Source organism: Paenibacillus sp. ATY16 (genome assembly GCF_003399985.2).
In the GTDB taxonomy this organism is placed as follows: Bacteria; Bacillota; Bacilli; order Paenibacillales; family Paenibacillaceae; genus Pristimantibacillus; species Pristimantibacillus glycanilyticus.
The window spans coordinates 159152-175026 of the sequence record NZ_NMOK02000037.1 but is presented as its reverse complement, the minus strand read 5'-3'; the positions used below and the strand labels follow the sequence as shown (position 1 = coordinate 175026).

Genomic DNA, 15875 nt, shown 5'->3' with positions numbered 1-15875 from the left:
AACGGTTTCGTACGATAGAGTCAGATCGTTTTAGTCACGTTGGAAGGAGTATGGACGATGAGCATAAAACGCAGCACCTATGTCATGTCGGCATCGTCATTTTTCGAGCCCGGGGTACCGCTCTATGTAAACCGCGCCTACGAAAGCTTTGAGATGGATGAGCATTCGCATGAATTTGTCGAGATTACGTACGTCAGCGAAGGTGCCGGCGTTCATTATATTGCCGGCGAAGCCGTACCGGTTGAGCACGGAACGTTGTTTTTTATTCCCGTCGGGCAGAGCCATGTATTCCGGCCAAAAACCCCTAAAAAAGACCGGCCTCTAATCGTCTACAACTGTTTGCTGCCGGCATCTTTCATGAGCGAATTGCGGGATGGCTTCCCTTATGCCTCTGAAATTTTGGACTGCTTTACGGATGAGAGTCTATCCTGGTTCTCAGTCAAGGATTCCACGGGAGAGTATCATGCGATGTTCCGCGAGCTCTATCAGGAGTTTGCCGCCAAGCCGCCGGCATATATGGTTGTGCTTGCCTCACTCGTTATGCGGATATTAACGGGACTCTATCGGCATAAGCAGCATATCATTGCCCCGGCCGGCGACCGGCCGCAATGGTTAAGCGTGGACGAAGCCATCGCTTATATTGACCGGAATTATTCGTCTGAGCTTAAGCTAGGCGAACTCGCGGCCCAAGCCAGGCTTAGCGAAAGGCAGTTCAGCCGCCTGTTTCGCCGCCATACCGGGATGAGCCTGATCGAATACGTGCAGAGCATCCGCATGGATGCCGCATGCCGCCTCTTAACCGCTGGTCACGGCAGCGTTGAAGAGATCGCGGGTGCCGTCGGTTATGCGGACCTAAAGTTCTTCTACCGTTTGTTCAAGAAAAAAACCGGGGTTACCCCCCGGCAGTATCGCGATGCTATGTTGAATAAGTAAGCTACCTAATCCGGAACGTATCCCCGTCATCCACCGCATCATACAGCTTGCAGCGGGAATCGGGCATCCTGAACGGAGAGTGCAGGATCAGCTTCCATTCCCCGTCAAAGGTCTGGAAGAACATGCCATGTCCGCTGTCGTCGAAAACAAGCGGCTCCAGCTGCTCCCACGGTCCTTCCAGCTTACCGGTTGCCGACCTTGCAATCGTCTGGACATAGCTGCCTTTATCGTAAGTCGACCATAACATGACGAGCCGGTTCTCCTTCGTCCGGTACAGCTGGCAGCCGTCGGTCACATAAACGGACGGCGTCCCGCCATCCTTATGCTCGCCATTATCCCACGGAGCGTCCGAGCCGTTAAACAAATGGATTGGATCCGATGCCCGATCGGATAGATCATCGGTTAACCGCACGGCCTCAACGGTTCCATCCGCCGTCTGCACCCACTCATGGCAATACACCATCCAAGGCTTCCCTTCTTCGTCTATATACAAGGAGCCGTCCAGCGTCATATGCTCTTCGGGCGGAACCGGAGCATCCCGCTTGATGATCTCGAATGGCCCCTCCAAAGAATCGGAAACAGCGATAACGGAGCCGCGCCATTGAAGCGGATAACCGCCGTTCCCCTCTCCTTCCAGCTTCTTGTCGTTATTATGTAACGTAACAAAGAGATAATATCGGCCGTTATAGGCATGAACCTCCGGCGCCCATGCGCCATGCTTCGGATTCGCCCATATTCCGTCAGGAATCGCGAAGACCACATATGGTCCTTCCCACTTGGAGAGATCCTTGCTTTTATAAACGAGAACGCCATAACGGTCCATTCCATGGATTCTCGGGCCGCCGCCCGTATACAAATAATAGGTTTCCGTAGTCTTATCCGCTACTATAAACGGGTCATGCGCAGGAATATCGGCAAGCGAGTGGCCTGTACTCGGGTTTGCAACATCTGAAGCCGTGTTATACGCGTTCATATCAACAATCCCTTCCTATTGGTTGTAACCCCTCTGAACATTTCTGTATCATACCGGCTATTCCTCTAAAGGTACCCAAGTTTAACTCGAACTTTTAGTCCAGATGCCGTCTCCTGTATTCGCCGGGCGGCATCCCCATCTGTTCCGTAAATACGTTCGTAAAATAATGAACGGATTGAAACCCCGAATCCGCCGCTATTTCCTTCAGCGAAGCAATAGAGGTTTTTAATAGAATCTCCGCATGCTTTAACCGCTCATTACGCAAATAAGACAGGAACGTGTCTCCACCGTCCATCTGAAACAAGCGGGATAACTGCCTGGTCGACAGATTCATATAATCCGCAACCTCCTCCATCTTAAGCGGCCGGGAGAGGTTATCTCTAATGTATTGCTTAGACTGGCGCAGAACCGCATATCGGGTTGAATCCGTCGACCTGGCTGGGCTCGGCGAGGAGACATTGCCCTCCTGACCGAACGGCTGGACCAGACTCGTGAGCAGGATGCCTGCCATCATGGTCAGATCCTCGATTTCATTGTATGGCTGGCATGAGGCATGATGGTACAACCCTAGCCAGTAATGGATAGACCTTGTATAGTCCGCATTTTTAAATACCACGTTGCCCGTCTCCAGATGACGGCCATAGCGGCGGAAATCTTCTTCGCGCGAAGCATCCGGATCAAGCTCGTAAGCCACATACATGAGCCCCATTCCGTTCTCGCTGCGGATCTGATGCCAGACACCGGGCCGGGATACGAACAATGTCCCCGCCTCAAGTCCGTAAACGGTATCCTCATCCTGGTATTCGCCTACGCCCGACAACACGTAGCAAACTTCGTAGTAAGAATGCTTATGGATGTGATTGCTGTAATGCTGCGGACGCAAGTCCCAGTAATGGACTTTAAATGCAAGTCCGCTTGCCTTGCATTTCGTAAGCATTTCGTTCAAAAAACGGCTGCCGTTTTCAATGGCCTCTATGTTCATCTCTTCACATCCTGGCGTAAATTCTTAAAAGGATGGCTTTTTTAGCTAAATACACCCGAAGCCAGCAATCCTATAATCAGAGTATAAGTAATCGCTTACCAATCCATCAAGCAGAGGAGCGAATTAAATTGATTACTCAAAACGATGTAGAATTTTACAAAGAAAATGGCTATCTGTTAGTCCAAGGCTTATTCTCGCAGCAAGAGGTTGAAGACATGAGAAAGGCCATTGACGGCATTCTGAACCGAGCCGCTCAATCGAAGTTTGACACGAACCATACCTGGCAAGGTGAATATCTCCCTCCGGAGCAGCTGAAGAAGCTTGTCTTGAAGGGCTTCCATGACGTTCAATACCATGATGCGGCATTCATGCGCGCGGCTATTCATCCGAATATGGCTGCTGTTTTGTCCCAATTGATTGGCCCTAACGTTCAGCTTCACCATAGCAAAATGCTTGTTAAGCCGCCTGAAAACGGCGCCGCTTTCCCTTTGCATCAGGACGCGCCATACTTCCCGCATGCAAGCCACACCATGTTGGCGGCAAGCGTTCACCTGGATGACGCCGATATGGAGAACGGCTGTCTCTGCGTTATTCCGGGCACGCATAAGAACGGCATGATGCCGCATGTCGGACGCCATTACCTCGATCACCGGGAATATCCAATCTCGATGGCGACGCCTTGCCCTGCCAAAGCCGGCGACGTTCTGTTCTTCAACTATTTGACGGTTCACGGCTCGGACGTTAACCGCAGTACCCGCAACCGCCGCAACGTTCTGTTCCAATACCGCGATCCGATGGATGTCCCTACTTTAGACACGCATGTCAACTGGGGACAAGGTCTTATGATATGCGGCGAAAATCCGATCTATCGCGAATATCACGCGAACCATACCCTTCAAGCGAAATAAAAATAAAATCGCAAAAAAAGGCAGTCCATCGGGCTGCCTTTCCTCTATTCCTCAATTTCTCTATTCCTCTATTCAGCGCTAGGCTGTCCCAAAGCTTTACGCACCTCATAAAGAGCCGGATCAATTTCTAATTCCATCCCTAAAGCGAGCTTCGCAAGCTGGCTGCCGATAAACGGGCCTGCCGTTAAGCCGGATGCGCCTAATCCGTTGCCCGTCAGTAGATTATCCCAACCCGGAACGGCACCAAACACCGGCAGAAAATCTGCCGTAAAAGGCCGGAAGCCCACGCGCATCTCCAGGAATGTACTGTTTGCAAGCTCCGGGGCAAGAGTAAGTCCCTTATCTAATATCTCTTGCATACCTCCGGGCGTTACCCGCGTATCATAACCGGAAATGTCGTTTTCGTGAGTCGCTCCAATGACGATCCTTTGCTCGTCAAAGGCCAGAAGGTACTGATCCGTAGGCGGCATAATTACTGGCCAGCTTCCGGTCTGATTCTCTTTGTTCTGCAGCTCTACATGCATGATTTGTGCTTTTTGATAGCTGACTTGGAAATTCAGGCCAAGCGGCTTCAGCAAAGCTCCCGCCCAAGCTCCTGCGCAAACGACAACCTTGTCTGCCGGGTAGAAAGTCGATCCTATTGTTACGCCTTTAACCCTGTTCGTCTCGTATTCCAACCTGGCGTCACCGACAATAAATTCCGCCCCATTCCGAATCGCCGACCGGATAAGCGCATCGCGAAGAGCCCGGCCGTCCACCCGCGCTGCTCCGGCAATATGAACGGAAGAATAGCCTTCCGCCAGCAGCGGGAACCGTTCCCTTGTTGCTTTCTCGCCAAGGGTAGCGATACTGCCGATTTCCGGGGCGTCTTGCCGCTTGGCGTAAGCCCGCTCCGACATTTTTTCGATTTTATCCGGATCCGTATGTATGCTGAGGGCTCCAACCCGGGCGTAGCCGGTATCGGATTCCCCTTCTGCTTCCAATTCCGCAATTAACGCCGGGTAATAACGCGCCCCGCCTTTGACCAGCTCGTACCACGCTTTATTCCGTCTTTGCGACAGCCATGGACAGATGATGCCGGCCGCGGCATCCGTAGCTTGTCCTTTGTCTTTGCGATCTATAATCAGAACCTCGGCGCCGGACTTCGCCAATTGGTAAGCCGTCGATGCCCCAAGAATCCCTGCTCCAATAACGATAACCTTCACGAAAACACTCCTTCCACCTTATCTATTATAACGGTCCGCAACGCAAAAACGACAGCAAAGGCTGCCGTTTCACATGTCAGTTATCGTTTTTGACATTTTACCATTAGAAAATGGAAGGAAGGTTTATTGGGAGCGTGTTTGTTCGGCTCTGCAATTTCGGATATTTCGAACAGCCCGTAATGCCCGAACTCTTGCCGAATCGAATCAGCATCGTAAAAGAACATCCTGAGACCTTCCATGATCTCGTAATAGTCCTTATCCAGCTGCTTGCCCTTTCCGTAGATAGGAGCATCCTTGGATATGGTAGTGAAAACCATATATCCGCCCGGTTTTAACTGGTTATAGCAGTCCTTGATAAACTTTTCTCTCGCTTCCGGACTTAGCAGATGAATAAGCGCGTAGCTGTAAATCCCGTCATACAGCCGGTTGTCATAAGGCATTTCCTCTACCGAACCGTGATAGACGGGAACGGGCAGCCCGGCTTCTTTTGCAAGGTTAATGGCCGTTTCGGAAATCTCGATCCCCGTTACCTGTATGCTGTTGTCTATAAATATTTTTGCGTTCCTTCCATACCCGATACCGGGTATCAAGATATCCTTTACGTTCTTTTCAAGGAAAAAGTCCTTGGTCAGGATAGACGAGTCGGATGGCTCATAGCCCCACATCGCCTGATTCTCCATAAAGCTTGCTTCCCAAAATTCGGTCATTCCTCGATCTCCTTATAGCTTCTAGATTGCCAGCAGCCTCCGGTATGTCTGCTCATCCGATACGACGAATAATCTGGCATCCTCCGGAATCGGATCGTTTAGTTTACGGTTTATGCCAAGATCCCCCCGATCGGACAAGAGCGTTGCTCCATACTCCAATGCCCCCTGGAAGGCATCCTTATAGGTTTTCCATTCCGGCCTGACCGGAATTTCATAAATATCGTCTCCCACTTCACGCCGGATTAACTGGTTGATAATTTCCGAGCTTCCTTGCTGAAGAGCTGCCCGGACCGCCAGCCTGGAGACGGCATCGTAAGATAGCACAAAATCATTGACATGAACATGCCGGAAATTTTTCGTATTCTTCTCTTGCGTAATCTCCACCGTAGTATGGATGGCGGGATGGAGCCGTTCGATGCTGGAAGCGATCAAGAGCGTCTTGCCGTCCGCAAGCGCCGGCTCGTCGATCCTTGTATCCGCAAATATAATAACGGCTCTTGCCTGTTTGAGCATCGCCTTCTCCAGGATCTCTTCCGAGGAAGGGTCTCCGCTTATAAAATGAATCTCCTGACGATCGGTAACCGGGTGCTTGTCGGATTCATCGATTACAACGATATGGGAGGCTGGCGAGAAGGACAAAATTTCTTCAATCGCATATTGGGCTTTCTTGCTCCAATTGATAAGGATAATGTGATCTTTTCCGTGAAAATTCAATTTCCCTGCCTCCCAATGTTTGTATACCGTTGATAAAAGATCGATAATTTTGCCGATAACCAAGCTGAGCAGACCGATGCCGAACACGTAAATAAACAAGGTAAAAATTTTGCCCCATACGGTTTTGGCGAAATAATCGCCATACCCTACCGTCGCCATCGTGGTCATGACCCAATATAGCGCGTTAAACCAAGTATGAAAGGTTGTTGGCTCTATGGCATATGCAATGCTGGCGCTGCCGAGTACAAAGGCGATGACCACGATAAAGATGGTTCGTTTGGGTACCCGCAGCACCTTCATCATTGTCCTCAAAAAGAAAGGCAAAACGCAGTCCTCCTCCGAATAAATTGGGAATAGTTATCCCGAATGTATTCGGCAAGGACGACAAAAAAACCTTTACAGCCGCTTCCAATTCTCTTCCGTGAGATCCGCCATTACGGCCATAGCCGCCTTGCTGCCCGAAGCTGCGGCATAAATCAATTGCGAAGGCATCACATAAGCGGTATCCCCCGCGGCATACACGCCTTCAGCCGTCGTTTTCCCCATCTCATTCGTAATAATCGCTCCGGTGTCATTCGTTTCGTAACCCAATGCCTTTTTAAAGTCGAGGTTTGGAATCTGGGCCGGATCAATGAAACCTCCGCTGCGTTTAATCGACGTACCATCCGTAAAATGAACCCGCTCCAGCATGCCGTTGTTACCGGACAAAGCCGAGATTGGCGTATCGATTACGGAGATGCCTCTGGCTGCAAGCTGCTCACGTTGTTCAGCATCCAAGGCTGCTGCTGTTCCATTCGTGCATACGATACAATCGCGGCTCCAGTTCTGAAGCAGCTTGACTTTATGGAAGGCATGCGGTTGATCCGAAATGATAACCAGCGCTTGATCTCTTAACTCCCAGCCGTCGCAGAAGGGGCAAGCGAATAAGCTTTTCCCGTAATAATCCTTGATATCTTTAATTTCGGGGAGTTCTTCTCTTAGTCCTCCCGATAAAATAAGTTTGCCCGCTTGAACCTCTTCTCCTGCCGGACTGTCAATGACGAATCCATCTTCCGTCCTCCGGATATCCGTCACAGCAATCTCCCAATGCTTAACGGTCGGATAACCAAGTACTTCTTCATACGCAATGCGACGGAATTCCGCAGGTTTAACCCCGTCCCTCGTAATAAATCCATGGGAAGCATGCGTTACTCTATTCCTTGGCAACGCGTTGTCAAATAGGGCAACCGTCTTTCTTGCCCTGCCCAGCACCAGTGCCGCGTTTAGGCCAGCCGGCCCGCCTCCGATAATGGCAACATCGTATCTCATAATTGAATAATCCTCCTTGTTAACGATTTTTCACAGACTTTATAGACTCTTAATATCCGTAATTAAAATAAATAAAGGACATTGCCTCGATAAACGCCAAGTCAATGTAGCTTTATTTCATCAGATCCACAAGCTTCGTATTTCTCAAATGCTGATCCATGGCATCCTCAGCCGACAGCATCACCTGATGGATACGGCATTCCGGATTCTCGGTGTGGGAGCATTCAAAGATCGAAGTGGTCCCTTCAATCGCCTGAATGACATCAAGAAAAGAAATGTCTTCTTTTCTCCCTCTCGCGCGGTAGCCGCCATTTGCTCCGGAAGCCGACTCAATCAACCCCGCTTTGACAAGCTTGGTCAGAATCTTCGAAAGGTACGTAGGCGATACGCCTTGCTTATCCGCAAGCTGTTGAACCCCAACCGGTCTGTCCGGTGCAGCTGCAATGAGAAAGGCCATGGTGTGCAAGGCGTAGTTCGTCGCTTTTGAATATTTCATGCTGATGAGCTCCTAATCACAGACTTAATGTGTCTATAATAGCTTTGATTAGAATGAACCGTCAAGCGGTTTTTTATTCGCCCGCAAACAAATTTCAAACCGTACGGAGTAAATAACCCAAACCAAATACGCTTAGCAGAATAGCCGCCATACTAAGCGCAAGGGCGATAACGAGCATTTTTGAAACGGTTGTTCTCTTCATCTCTACCTCTCCCTGAAATCACGATTGCCATCTTTTACTCTTTTAACGTGAAGCAGGCAGTGATTGTTGCTCCAGAAAGTTATATTACTTTACCTTCGCCCCATGCGACATTGCAAATAAGACGGTTTGCTCACGGTCCATTCGCAAGCCGGCAACCGAGAGTGATTTGAAATCCACCCCCTCCATCTTTGCCCCTCTTACGTCGGTATCTTGCAGCTTCGCTTTGGCCAGCACGGCCATCGACAGATCGGAGTCCCGCAGATCGGCTTTCTCCAAATTCGCGCCGGACAGATCGGCCTCACGAAACTTGATTCCCCTCAGATCCTGCTTCGCCAGCCGAACATGACGCAGGTTGGTGTATGACCAATCGCCTTGGATGATGCTGATCCCGTCCATCGTGGAGTTGGTGAAATCCGAGCCCGTCATTTTGCAGGCGTCAAATTTCACGACAAACAGATTTGCCCCGCTGAAATTGCAATTCTCGAACGCCGATTCCTTATGAATCGACCCGTTTAGCATAGCGCCGCGGAAATCGCATTCGACGAACCTGCAGTTTACGGAGCTCAGTTCTTCCAGCGAACCGCTTGCGAACGAGCAGCGGACGAACGTACAGTTGATCAGCTCGCCGAATCTTAAATCTTGCGTGCCAAAATTAACGCTTGTATAGGTTTGATCATTATATTGGAACATTTTTTCCTCCCATGAAACGTTCATTCGCTTCTTACTATAGCACACGGTCGTCAAGCCCCCGTATGAACGCGGCGGTAAGTCAAGCGATTTATTTTTCTATTGGGAGCAAAACAAAAAAACCGCATGCGCGGTTTCTTTTAATGGGTTGGGGCTTGATACATCGTTCTGAAAATATAACTCAACTGCTCGCTCATATGCTCGGGCGTCTGGCTGAAGCCTTCTTCATTCCATTGAATTAGCAGTCCCATGATTGCATTTACCTGATAGGCAACGATAAACGCATTGCTCTGTCCGCTGAGCCCCGTGCTTTCAACGATAAGTGCCTTAATCTTTTCGAATAAGGAGTAGTAGTAGGAAATGGATGATCTTTTGTCAAACACGATTTCATAAAAGGGCTGGTACTTCTTCACATGGTGGAAAATCCGGATGGTTCCAGGATCGATCATGCTGTGATTGAGTTCGCTCACATGCCGGTATGGCTCGTAATAAGACTCCTCCAAATCCTTGAGCAAGCTATTCAGATGCTCGTCGAATAATGCGCCTACATCGTTGTAATGCAAATAAAAGGTTCCCCGGTTCACGCTGGCCTCACGGCACAGCACGGAGACGGAGATGGACTCCAATGTCTGCTTTTTAAGCAAGGCTAGCAAACCCTCGTGCAAAGCCCTCTTCGTCTTTATAATTCTAAGATCATTCTCGTTCATTGTCCTACTACACCTCATGACTATCGGTTTATCGCAAGTTCCAGTCCTATTAGTATAGCATCATCTCAGCAGAAAAAAAGTTGCAAACCTAACGGATAATAGACAGCTTGTCAAATAATTAGAGCTGACGCTAAAACGGGGTAAGCATATCGCGTCACTCCGCGAATGAAATTGTATCCCGCGATCACAGATTTTTCCTCCTTGAGAGAAACCTTTTGCCATTTCATAATAGTCCTGCAAGATAGTTCAGTTTGAATAGGAGGAATTCATGATGAAACATGCTAGCTCCCCTCATCAAGCCTTCACCCGCAGACTACTATTCTTTGTTTTGGCTCTCTCCCTGCTGCTGACGTTTATTCCAACGGCGGCAACCGCCGCAGACCGCGGTACCTGGGCTCCGAATGTGTCCTATGCCGTTAACGACACCGTTACATACAACGGCACCACCTACAAATGCATTCAGAGCCACACCTCCCTCACCGGTTGGGAACCGCCCGTTGTTCCTGCCTTATGGAGCCCTGTGCAGGGCGGAGGCGGTGGAGACACCTCTGCACCATCCGTACCCGGCAATGTCAGGGTTACTTCGACTACTTCATCCAGCGTTACGATCGCCTGGAATGCATCCACCGATAACGTCGGAGTAACCGGCTACGATGTCTACCGCGGATCCGCGCTTGCGGGCAGCACGAACGGCAGCACTCTTACATTTACCAATACGGGACTTAACGCCAATACTTCCTACTCCTATACCGTAAAAGCAAAGGATGCGGCTGGCAACGCCTCGGCAGCCAGCACGGCGGTCAGTGCCACAACCTCAGCCCCGGCGGCCGACCAGACGGCCCCTTCGGCCCCTGCCAGCTTGCGTTCAACGGCAACCTCTTCAACCAGCGTATCGCTTGCATGGAATGCTGCCACCGATAACGTTGGCGTAACCGGCTATGATGTCTATAGAGGAACGACGCTCGCCCTTTCCGTTACAGGCACAGCCGCTACGATTACGGGTCTCACCGCCTCTACGGCATATAGCTTTACGGTCAAAGCGAAAGACGCGGCGGGCAATGTATCCGCGGCAAGCAACACGTTAAGCGTTACTACAAGTCCAGCCAATACGGGCGGCGGCAGCCTGCCTAAGCATACCTTGACCGGCTACTGGCAGAACTTCGTGAATGGAGCTACTAACGTAAAGCTTGGCGATGTGCCAAGCGAATACGATATTATCGTTGTGTCCTTTGCCGAAATGGACTCAGCCAAACCCGGCGGAGTCACGTTCAGCGTGGATTCGGGCTTGTCCTCGGCGCTTGGCGGCTATACCAACGCCAATCTTATTAACGATATCAGTCAAAAGCATGCGCAAGGAAAAAAAGTCATTTTGTCCGTTGGCGGCGAGAAAGGCAACATTAATTTGAATAGCGCTTCGCCTAACGTAACTAACTTTGTCGACAGCATGTACGGTCTCATTACCCAGTTTGGTTTCGACGGCATCGATATCGATCTGGAGAACGGCATGAATGTAGCGAATCTCACCTCCGCGGTCCGCCAGCTTCAGCAAAAGGTCGGCTCCGGCTTTGTTCTGACCATGGCGCCGCAAACCATTGACATGCAAAATGCGAATACCTCTTATATGCAGCTTTATAACAACCTGAAGGATATCACTTCGGTCATTAATGTTCAGTACTATAACTCCGGCTGCATGCTGGGCCGTGACGGCAAATGTTATTCCCAAGGCACCGTTGATTTCCTGACCGCCCTTTCCGACCTTACGCTGCAATGGGTTGCCCCATCGCAGCTAGGTATAGGCGTACCGGCTACGACATCGGCGGCAGGCGGCGGTTACGTCGCTCCCGCGGTTGTGAACCAGGCGGTTAAATGTCTGGCTACCGGAAGCGATTGCGGCACGTATAAGCCGGTTGCGAAATATCCCGATTTCCGCGGCGCGATGACCTGGTCGATTAACTGGGACGCATCAAGCAGTTATTTATTGGCCAGAACCGTGAAGCCGTATCTCACAACTTTGCCATAAACCATAAAGGAGCTTATGCCAACGAGATATCGTCGGTCATAAGCTCCTTTTGCTTTCCCCTATTCAAACCATTCGCTGAAATGCTCGGCTAGATAGGCCAGTTTCACCTCGGTCTGCCTGCCGCCTCCGCCTTCATGCCCGTTAAACGGATAAATGACGATCTCTTTCTCCGTTTGAATGCGATTGTAGGTGGCAAAATACATTTGGGCCGGGCAGATTTCGTCCTTTAACGCAACCGATGCCAGCACCGGGCAAGCAATCCGATGAGCCAGATTCATCGTATCGAAATAGCTTAAGTTGTCCATGACAAGATCGGTTTGTTCCGGATGCCGCTTCAAATATTCGGCTACCGCGCCAAACGCCCCGTGATTCCCTTCAATGCGGGCTACCAGATTGCTGTTGCTCGGAACATCCACCATGGCGAGCTTCGGACGGTTGTCCAGCGCAACGACCGCCATGCCGAGCGCCCCGCCTTGGCTTCCGCCTTCGATGATCAATTTGTCGGCATCAATATCCGCCTGCGCGCATGCAAAATCGATGGCTTTCAGACAGTCCATATAAGCATACCGGTAATAATATTCCCATTTGTTATGTACGCCTTTGCTGGCGACATTCGAGAGGAAGCCATGCGTATAGCTCGCGCTGTTGCCCGTCGGGCCTCCTTGGTCCCGGCAGTCCACCGCAAGAACAGCCATGCCCATCATTACCCAATGCATATGGCCGGCAGGCTCTCCCCGGCTTCCCGAGAAGCCATGGTAATGGATAAGGCACGGATATTTTTCTTGCTTCAGAAAGGCGGGGAAAATTAGCCAGCCGCGGATTCTCGTCTCATCCAAGCCGTTAAACGCGATATCATATACCTTGACATGCTTGCTGGAATAATTAATCTCTGTCCGTTCCGGCTGAAGCGGCACTGACTTTGCCTGTTCAATCGTCGCGCTCCAGAACGAATCGAGGTCATCCTTGCCCGTTAATGGAGGAAGGTAATGATATAAGTCCTTGGTTACTTCTTCGATATAACCCATCTCTTCGGCAAACTCCTTCGTTATTCGCGTGATTAATAATTAACTCCATTAATTAAATTCAACCTATAATTAATGGAGTTAATTAAATTCAATCTCTGATGCTTCGATGAGATTTACTCGTTCGGCAAATGACTGGTTGTACTCGTCAACGATCTGCGCCGCAGTGCGGGAGCCTTGTCCGCATGTGCTGTGAGCATCCTTTACTACCGTCACGTCGTAGCCCAGTTCAACCGCTCGCCGGGATGTCGCGTCAATGCAGCAATCCGTCTGCAGACCGGACAGAACCAGCTTATTAATCCCTCTGGTGGTCAGTTCCTCCTGAAGATTAGTCTCGTGGAAAGAATCCGGCACGTATTTCTGAATAATAAGATCTTGAGCGGCCGGCGCGACGGCGGAGTGAATCTCCCATCCCGGTGAATGAGTCTCCAGCGGTGTTCCCAGTTCCTCGTTGTGTTGCACATAGATAACCGGAATCTGACTTTCCCGCGCTTTGGCGAGAAGCAGGTTAATACGGTTTAACAGCCTTTCCTCTTCGTGGATGGGATACTCCTCCAGAAACATGCCGTTCTGAACATCGATAACCATTAACGCAGTATCCTTGCTCACTAGCATTTCAGCCCCCTTTAATCGCATTAGGATAATAAGGAGTTCGCTGCAACCCTTCCGGAGTCCTTTTTAAAGGAGCAAAATCGCAGCACCAAGCATTGGCGTCAGCACCATGCAGGTTTTGAGCATAACCGCCGGCACGCGTTTCGTGAATTTCGCTCCGGTATAAGAGCCAAGCATCGTGCCGATCACAACGGCGATAAGCAGTTGAATGTCCAGATAACCGACAGAGTAATATCCGGCTCCCCCCGCTAATGCGATTGGCATAATAACGAGCATTGTCGTTCCTGCCGCGAAACGCATGGACATGCCAAGAAGGAGCATAAGCCCGAGCTGGATAAAGGGCGTTGAGCCAATCCCGAACAGTCCGGACAATGCCCCTGTAACTAATCCGATTGAGACAGCAGATGCATAGTACTTCATGCCGCTGGTTTTCATTTGTGCGGACGAGCTTTTCCCGCCATGCTTAGCCTGATAGACCATTCTGAACCAGAGAGCCAGACCGGAGCTGAACAGCATGCCCGAAGTCATCCAGCCTAACTTGTCCTCCGGAATAAAGGAAGACCAGCCCGAGCTGACCCAGGCGCCTGCCGCGCCTGCCAAGCCAACGATGGCGCCGGTCTTCAGAATCATATTGCCTTCGCGGTAATGGCTGACAGACCCGGATAACGAAGAAAAGAACATAGCCGCAAGAGCCGTGCCAAGCGCCGTATGGATCGGATAACCGAATGCAACCGTTAAGATCGCAATAATAAAACCCGATCCACCTGCCCCAACGAATCCAAGCAGTAACCCGAGAAGCAGCATTGCGGCTGTTACTTCAACAAATATCATTTCTTACGTCCTCCAAACCTGATGCTGCACGGAAATCCCGATTGGCGGCGTTAAGTTTTCTTGAACAAAGCTATCCGGTTGAAGCATCATGACGGATTGATTAGGACCATATTCCGGCCATGCAGGCAGCTCAGGGGTGTTAGGGTCACCGCAGCGGATGAACGCGTTCCACGCTGAGCGCATCCCGGCAGCTAGACCTGAGGCTTCATCCGCAATGAAATAAGGATCGTTTGCTTCATTGGAGAGATCTCGCGCTTTGTTTTCCGCATAGTTAATCAAGCTGCCTTCGTAACCGTGAATAGCCCCAAGCCAGCCTCCGTACGTTAGCCTGTACATCCATACCGGAGCACCCGAAGCCGCAACCGCCTGCGCGAGCTGCATGCAGCCAATCGCATACAAATGCTCGGTCAACGCTTTGCCCCATGCCTTTTCCGCGGGTAACGTCTCGGAATGACGGAAGAAGGAATGCCATACTTCCTGCTGATTCTCTCCAAACAGTCTACTTAACGTGTCTGCATCAGGCTTCTGCAAGCCCGGATCATAATAGATAAACATTGCCGCTTCGTCTTCGTTCGATCCGATCAAGAGCGGCGGCAGCTTCTCTGCTTCTTGGAGATAATGGATCGGATCGATTGGAATAAGATTACCGTCCGCAACGGGACCAAACATATGAAGATTTCCCGCCGTGTCAGGTCCTGCCTTCATCTGAGCCTGGATGAGCTGCTCTGCGGGCAGTTCAAGAAGCTGCCTCGCATCTTCCGGTTTCAACCCTAATGCCTTAAGAAGTCGGCTCGCTGTTAAAGCAGCCGTCTTCTTGTCTCTTATGGATTGAGTTGCCCCGCTCTGGGCTACCGCCCGCTGGAACAGTCCTTCGGCAGCCTTCATCGTATACAAGGTTGCCGTACACTTGGCGCCGGCGGAGTTCCCCATAACGGTCACGTTGGAGGGATCGCCGCCAAAGGCAGCAATATTGTTCTGCACCCAGCGCAGCGCCGCGATAATGTCCAGCATGCCGTTATTTCCGGATGTCGTGTATTCCTCGCCAAGAATCTCTTCCAAGGCAAGAAAGCCTAGCGCTCCAAGCCGGTAGTTTAGCGAGACGAATACGAAATCTTCTTCCGCGGCATAACGGCTGCCGTCGCAGTCCGCACCCTTCCCGCCTATAAATCCCCCGCCATGGATATAAACAACAACAGGACGAAGCTGCTCCGCAGGGCCGGACGTCCAGACATTCAGATTCAGACAGTCCTCGGAGTACGCAAGCTCCGGGAAAGTACGGTTAGGGTCAACATCCTGATAGGCGATTGGCCCAAAAGAACGGCAGTCCCGAACTCCCTCCCATGCCGGAGGGGCTTGAGGCGGCTTAAACCTCAGCTCCCCGACCGGAGCTTGCGCATACGGAATCCCTCTATATACATAACATCCGTTTAATTGAACGCCTTTTACGTGTCCAGATGACGTTTGAATAATCACTAGAGCCATTCTCCCATCCGTATTGTGATGTGACCATTATAGTCTTGAGAATCCATGAACTCTAATATATATTTAGGCATAGCAACCATAAACTA

At 50.6% G+C, this 15875-nt stretch carries 16 protein-coding genes; 3 read left to right on the top strand and 13 right to left on the bottom strand.

Annotation, left to right across the window (positions count from 1 at the left end; genetic code table 11):
- The first annotated feature begins 57 nt into the window (after positions 1–57).
- Entirely contained in the window at positions 58–933 is an 876-nt protein-coding gene (locus tag CFI03_RS21105) for an AraC family transcriptional regulator (protein WP_248759317.1), read from the top strand.
- Position 934: 1 nt separating this feature from the next.
- Here the strand turns inward: CFI03_RS21105 and CFI03_RS21100 are convergent, their stop codons facing one another.
- Entirely contained in the window at positions 935–1906 is a 972-nt protein-coding gene (locus tag CFI03_RS21100; protein WP_248759316.1) for a glycoside hydrolase family 43 protein, read from the bottom strand.
- Between the two features lie 94 nt (positions 1907–2000).
- A complete protein-coding gene (locus tag CFI03_RS21095; RefSeq protein ID WP_248759315.1) occupies positions 2001–2888 on the bottom strand; it encodes an AraC family transcriptional regulator in 888 nt (295 codons plus the stop codon).
- Positions 2889–3016: 128 nt separating this feature from the next.
- Between CFI03_RS21095 and CFI03_RS21090 the strand changes: the two genes are divergently transcribed.
- Positions 3017–3796, top strand: a complete 780-nt coding sequence (locus CFI03_RS21090) for a phytanoyl-CoA dioxygenase family protein (protein WP_248759313.1) — start codon at positions 3017–3019, stop codon at positions 3794–3796.
- Positions 3797–3864: 68 nt separating this feature from the next.
- On the opposite strand, the gene CFI03_RS21085 is transcribed toward CFI03_RS21090, so the two are convergent.
- From CFI03_RS21085 to CFI03_RS21055, 7 genes are all read right to left on the bottom strand, one after another.
- Complete coding sequence (locus tag CFI03_RS21085) at positions 3865–5001, bottom strand: NAD(P)/FAD-dependent oxidoreductase (RefSeq protein ID WP_248759311.1); 1137 nt, start codon at positions 4999–5001, stop codon at positions 3865–3867.
- Positions 5002–5081: 80 nt separating this feature from the next.
- Positions 5082–5708, bottom strand: coding sequence for a class I SAM-dependent methyltransferase (locus tag CFI03_RS21080; RefSeq protein WP_248759309.1), 627 nt, complete (start codon positions 5706–5708; stop codon positions 5082–5084).
- 21 nt (positions 5709–5729) lie between these two features.
- Positions 5730–6746 (bottom strand): potassium channel family protein, encoded by a 1017-nt coding sequence (locus CFI03_RS21075; protein WP_248759308.1) that lies wholly within the window; start codon positions 6744–6746, stop codon positions 5730–5732.
- A 72-nt stretch (positions 6747–6818) separates the two neighbouring features.
- Positions 6819–7730, bottom strand: a complete 912-nt coding sequence (locus CFI03_RS21070) for an NAD(P)/FAD-dependent oxidoreductase (protein WP_248759306.1) — start codon at positions 7728–7730, stop codon at positions 6819–6821.
- 112 nt (positions 7731–7842) lie between these two features.
- Positions 7843–8226: an Rrf2 family transcriptional regulator gene (locus CFI03_RS21065; protein ID WP_248759304.1), complete on the bottom strand. Its 384-nt coding sequence runs from the start codon at positions 8224–8226 to the stop codon at positions 7843–7845.
- A 286-nt stretch (positions 8227–8512) separates the two neighbouring features.
- Positions 8513–9118: a pentapeptide repeat-containing protein gene (locus tag CFI03_RS21060; RefSeq protein WP_248759302.1), complete on the bottom strand. Its 606-nt coding sequence runs from the start codon at positions 9116–9118 to the stop codon at positions 8513–8515.
- Between the two features lie 137 nt (positions 9119–9255).
- Positions 9256–9759 (bottom strand): TetR/AcrR family transcriptional regulator, encoded by a 504-nt coding sequence (locus CFI03_RS21055; RefSeq protein ID WP_317979438.1) that lies wholly within the window; start codon positions 9757–9759, stop codon positions 9256–9258.
- Between the two features lie 331 nt (positions 9760–10090).
- Here CFI03_RS21055 and CFI03_RS21050 point away from each other — a divergent pair, with 331 nt between their 5' ends.
- A complete protein-coding gene (locus CFI03_RS21050) occupies positions 10091–11842 on the top strand; it encodes a fibronectin type III domain-containing protein (protein ID WP_481857700.1) in 1752 nt (583 codons plus the stop codon).
- 59 nt (positions 11843–11901) lie between these two features.
- Here CFI03_RS21050 and CFI03_RS21045 read toward each other — a convergent pair whose 3' ends face one another.
- From CFI03_RS21045 to CFI03_RS21030, 4 genes are all read right to left on the bottom strand, one after another.
- Positions 11902–12867: an acetylxylan esterase gene (locus CFI03_RS21045; protein WP_248759299.1), complete on the bottom strand. Its 966-nt coding sequence runs from the start codon at positions 12865–12867 to the stop codon at positions 11902–11904.
- Between the two features lie 78 nt (positions 12868–12945).
- The gene (locus tag CFI03_RS21040; protein WP_248759298.1) at positions 12946–13479 is read right to left on the bottom strand and encodes a cysteine hydrolase family protein; all 534 of its coding nucleotides are present in this window, start codon (positions 13477–13479) and stop codon (positions 12946–12948) included.
- 63 nt (positions 13480–13542) lie between these two features.
- On the bottom strand, positions 13543–14307 hold the full coding sequence (locus CFI03_RS21035; RefSeq protein ID WP_127492207.1) for a sulfite exporter TauE/SafE family protein: 765 nt from the start codon (positions 14305–14307) through the stop codon (positions 13543–13545).
- A 3-nt stretch (positions 14308–14310) separates the two neighbouring features.
- Entirely contained in the window at positions 14311–15789 is a 1479-nt protein-coding gene (locus CFI03_RS21030; protein ID WP_248759297.1) for a carboxylesterase/lipase family protein, read from the bottom strand.
- Between the last annotated feature and the right edge of the window lie 86 nt (positions 15790–15875).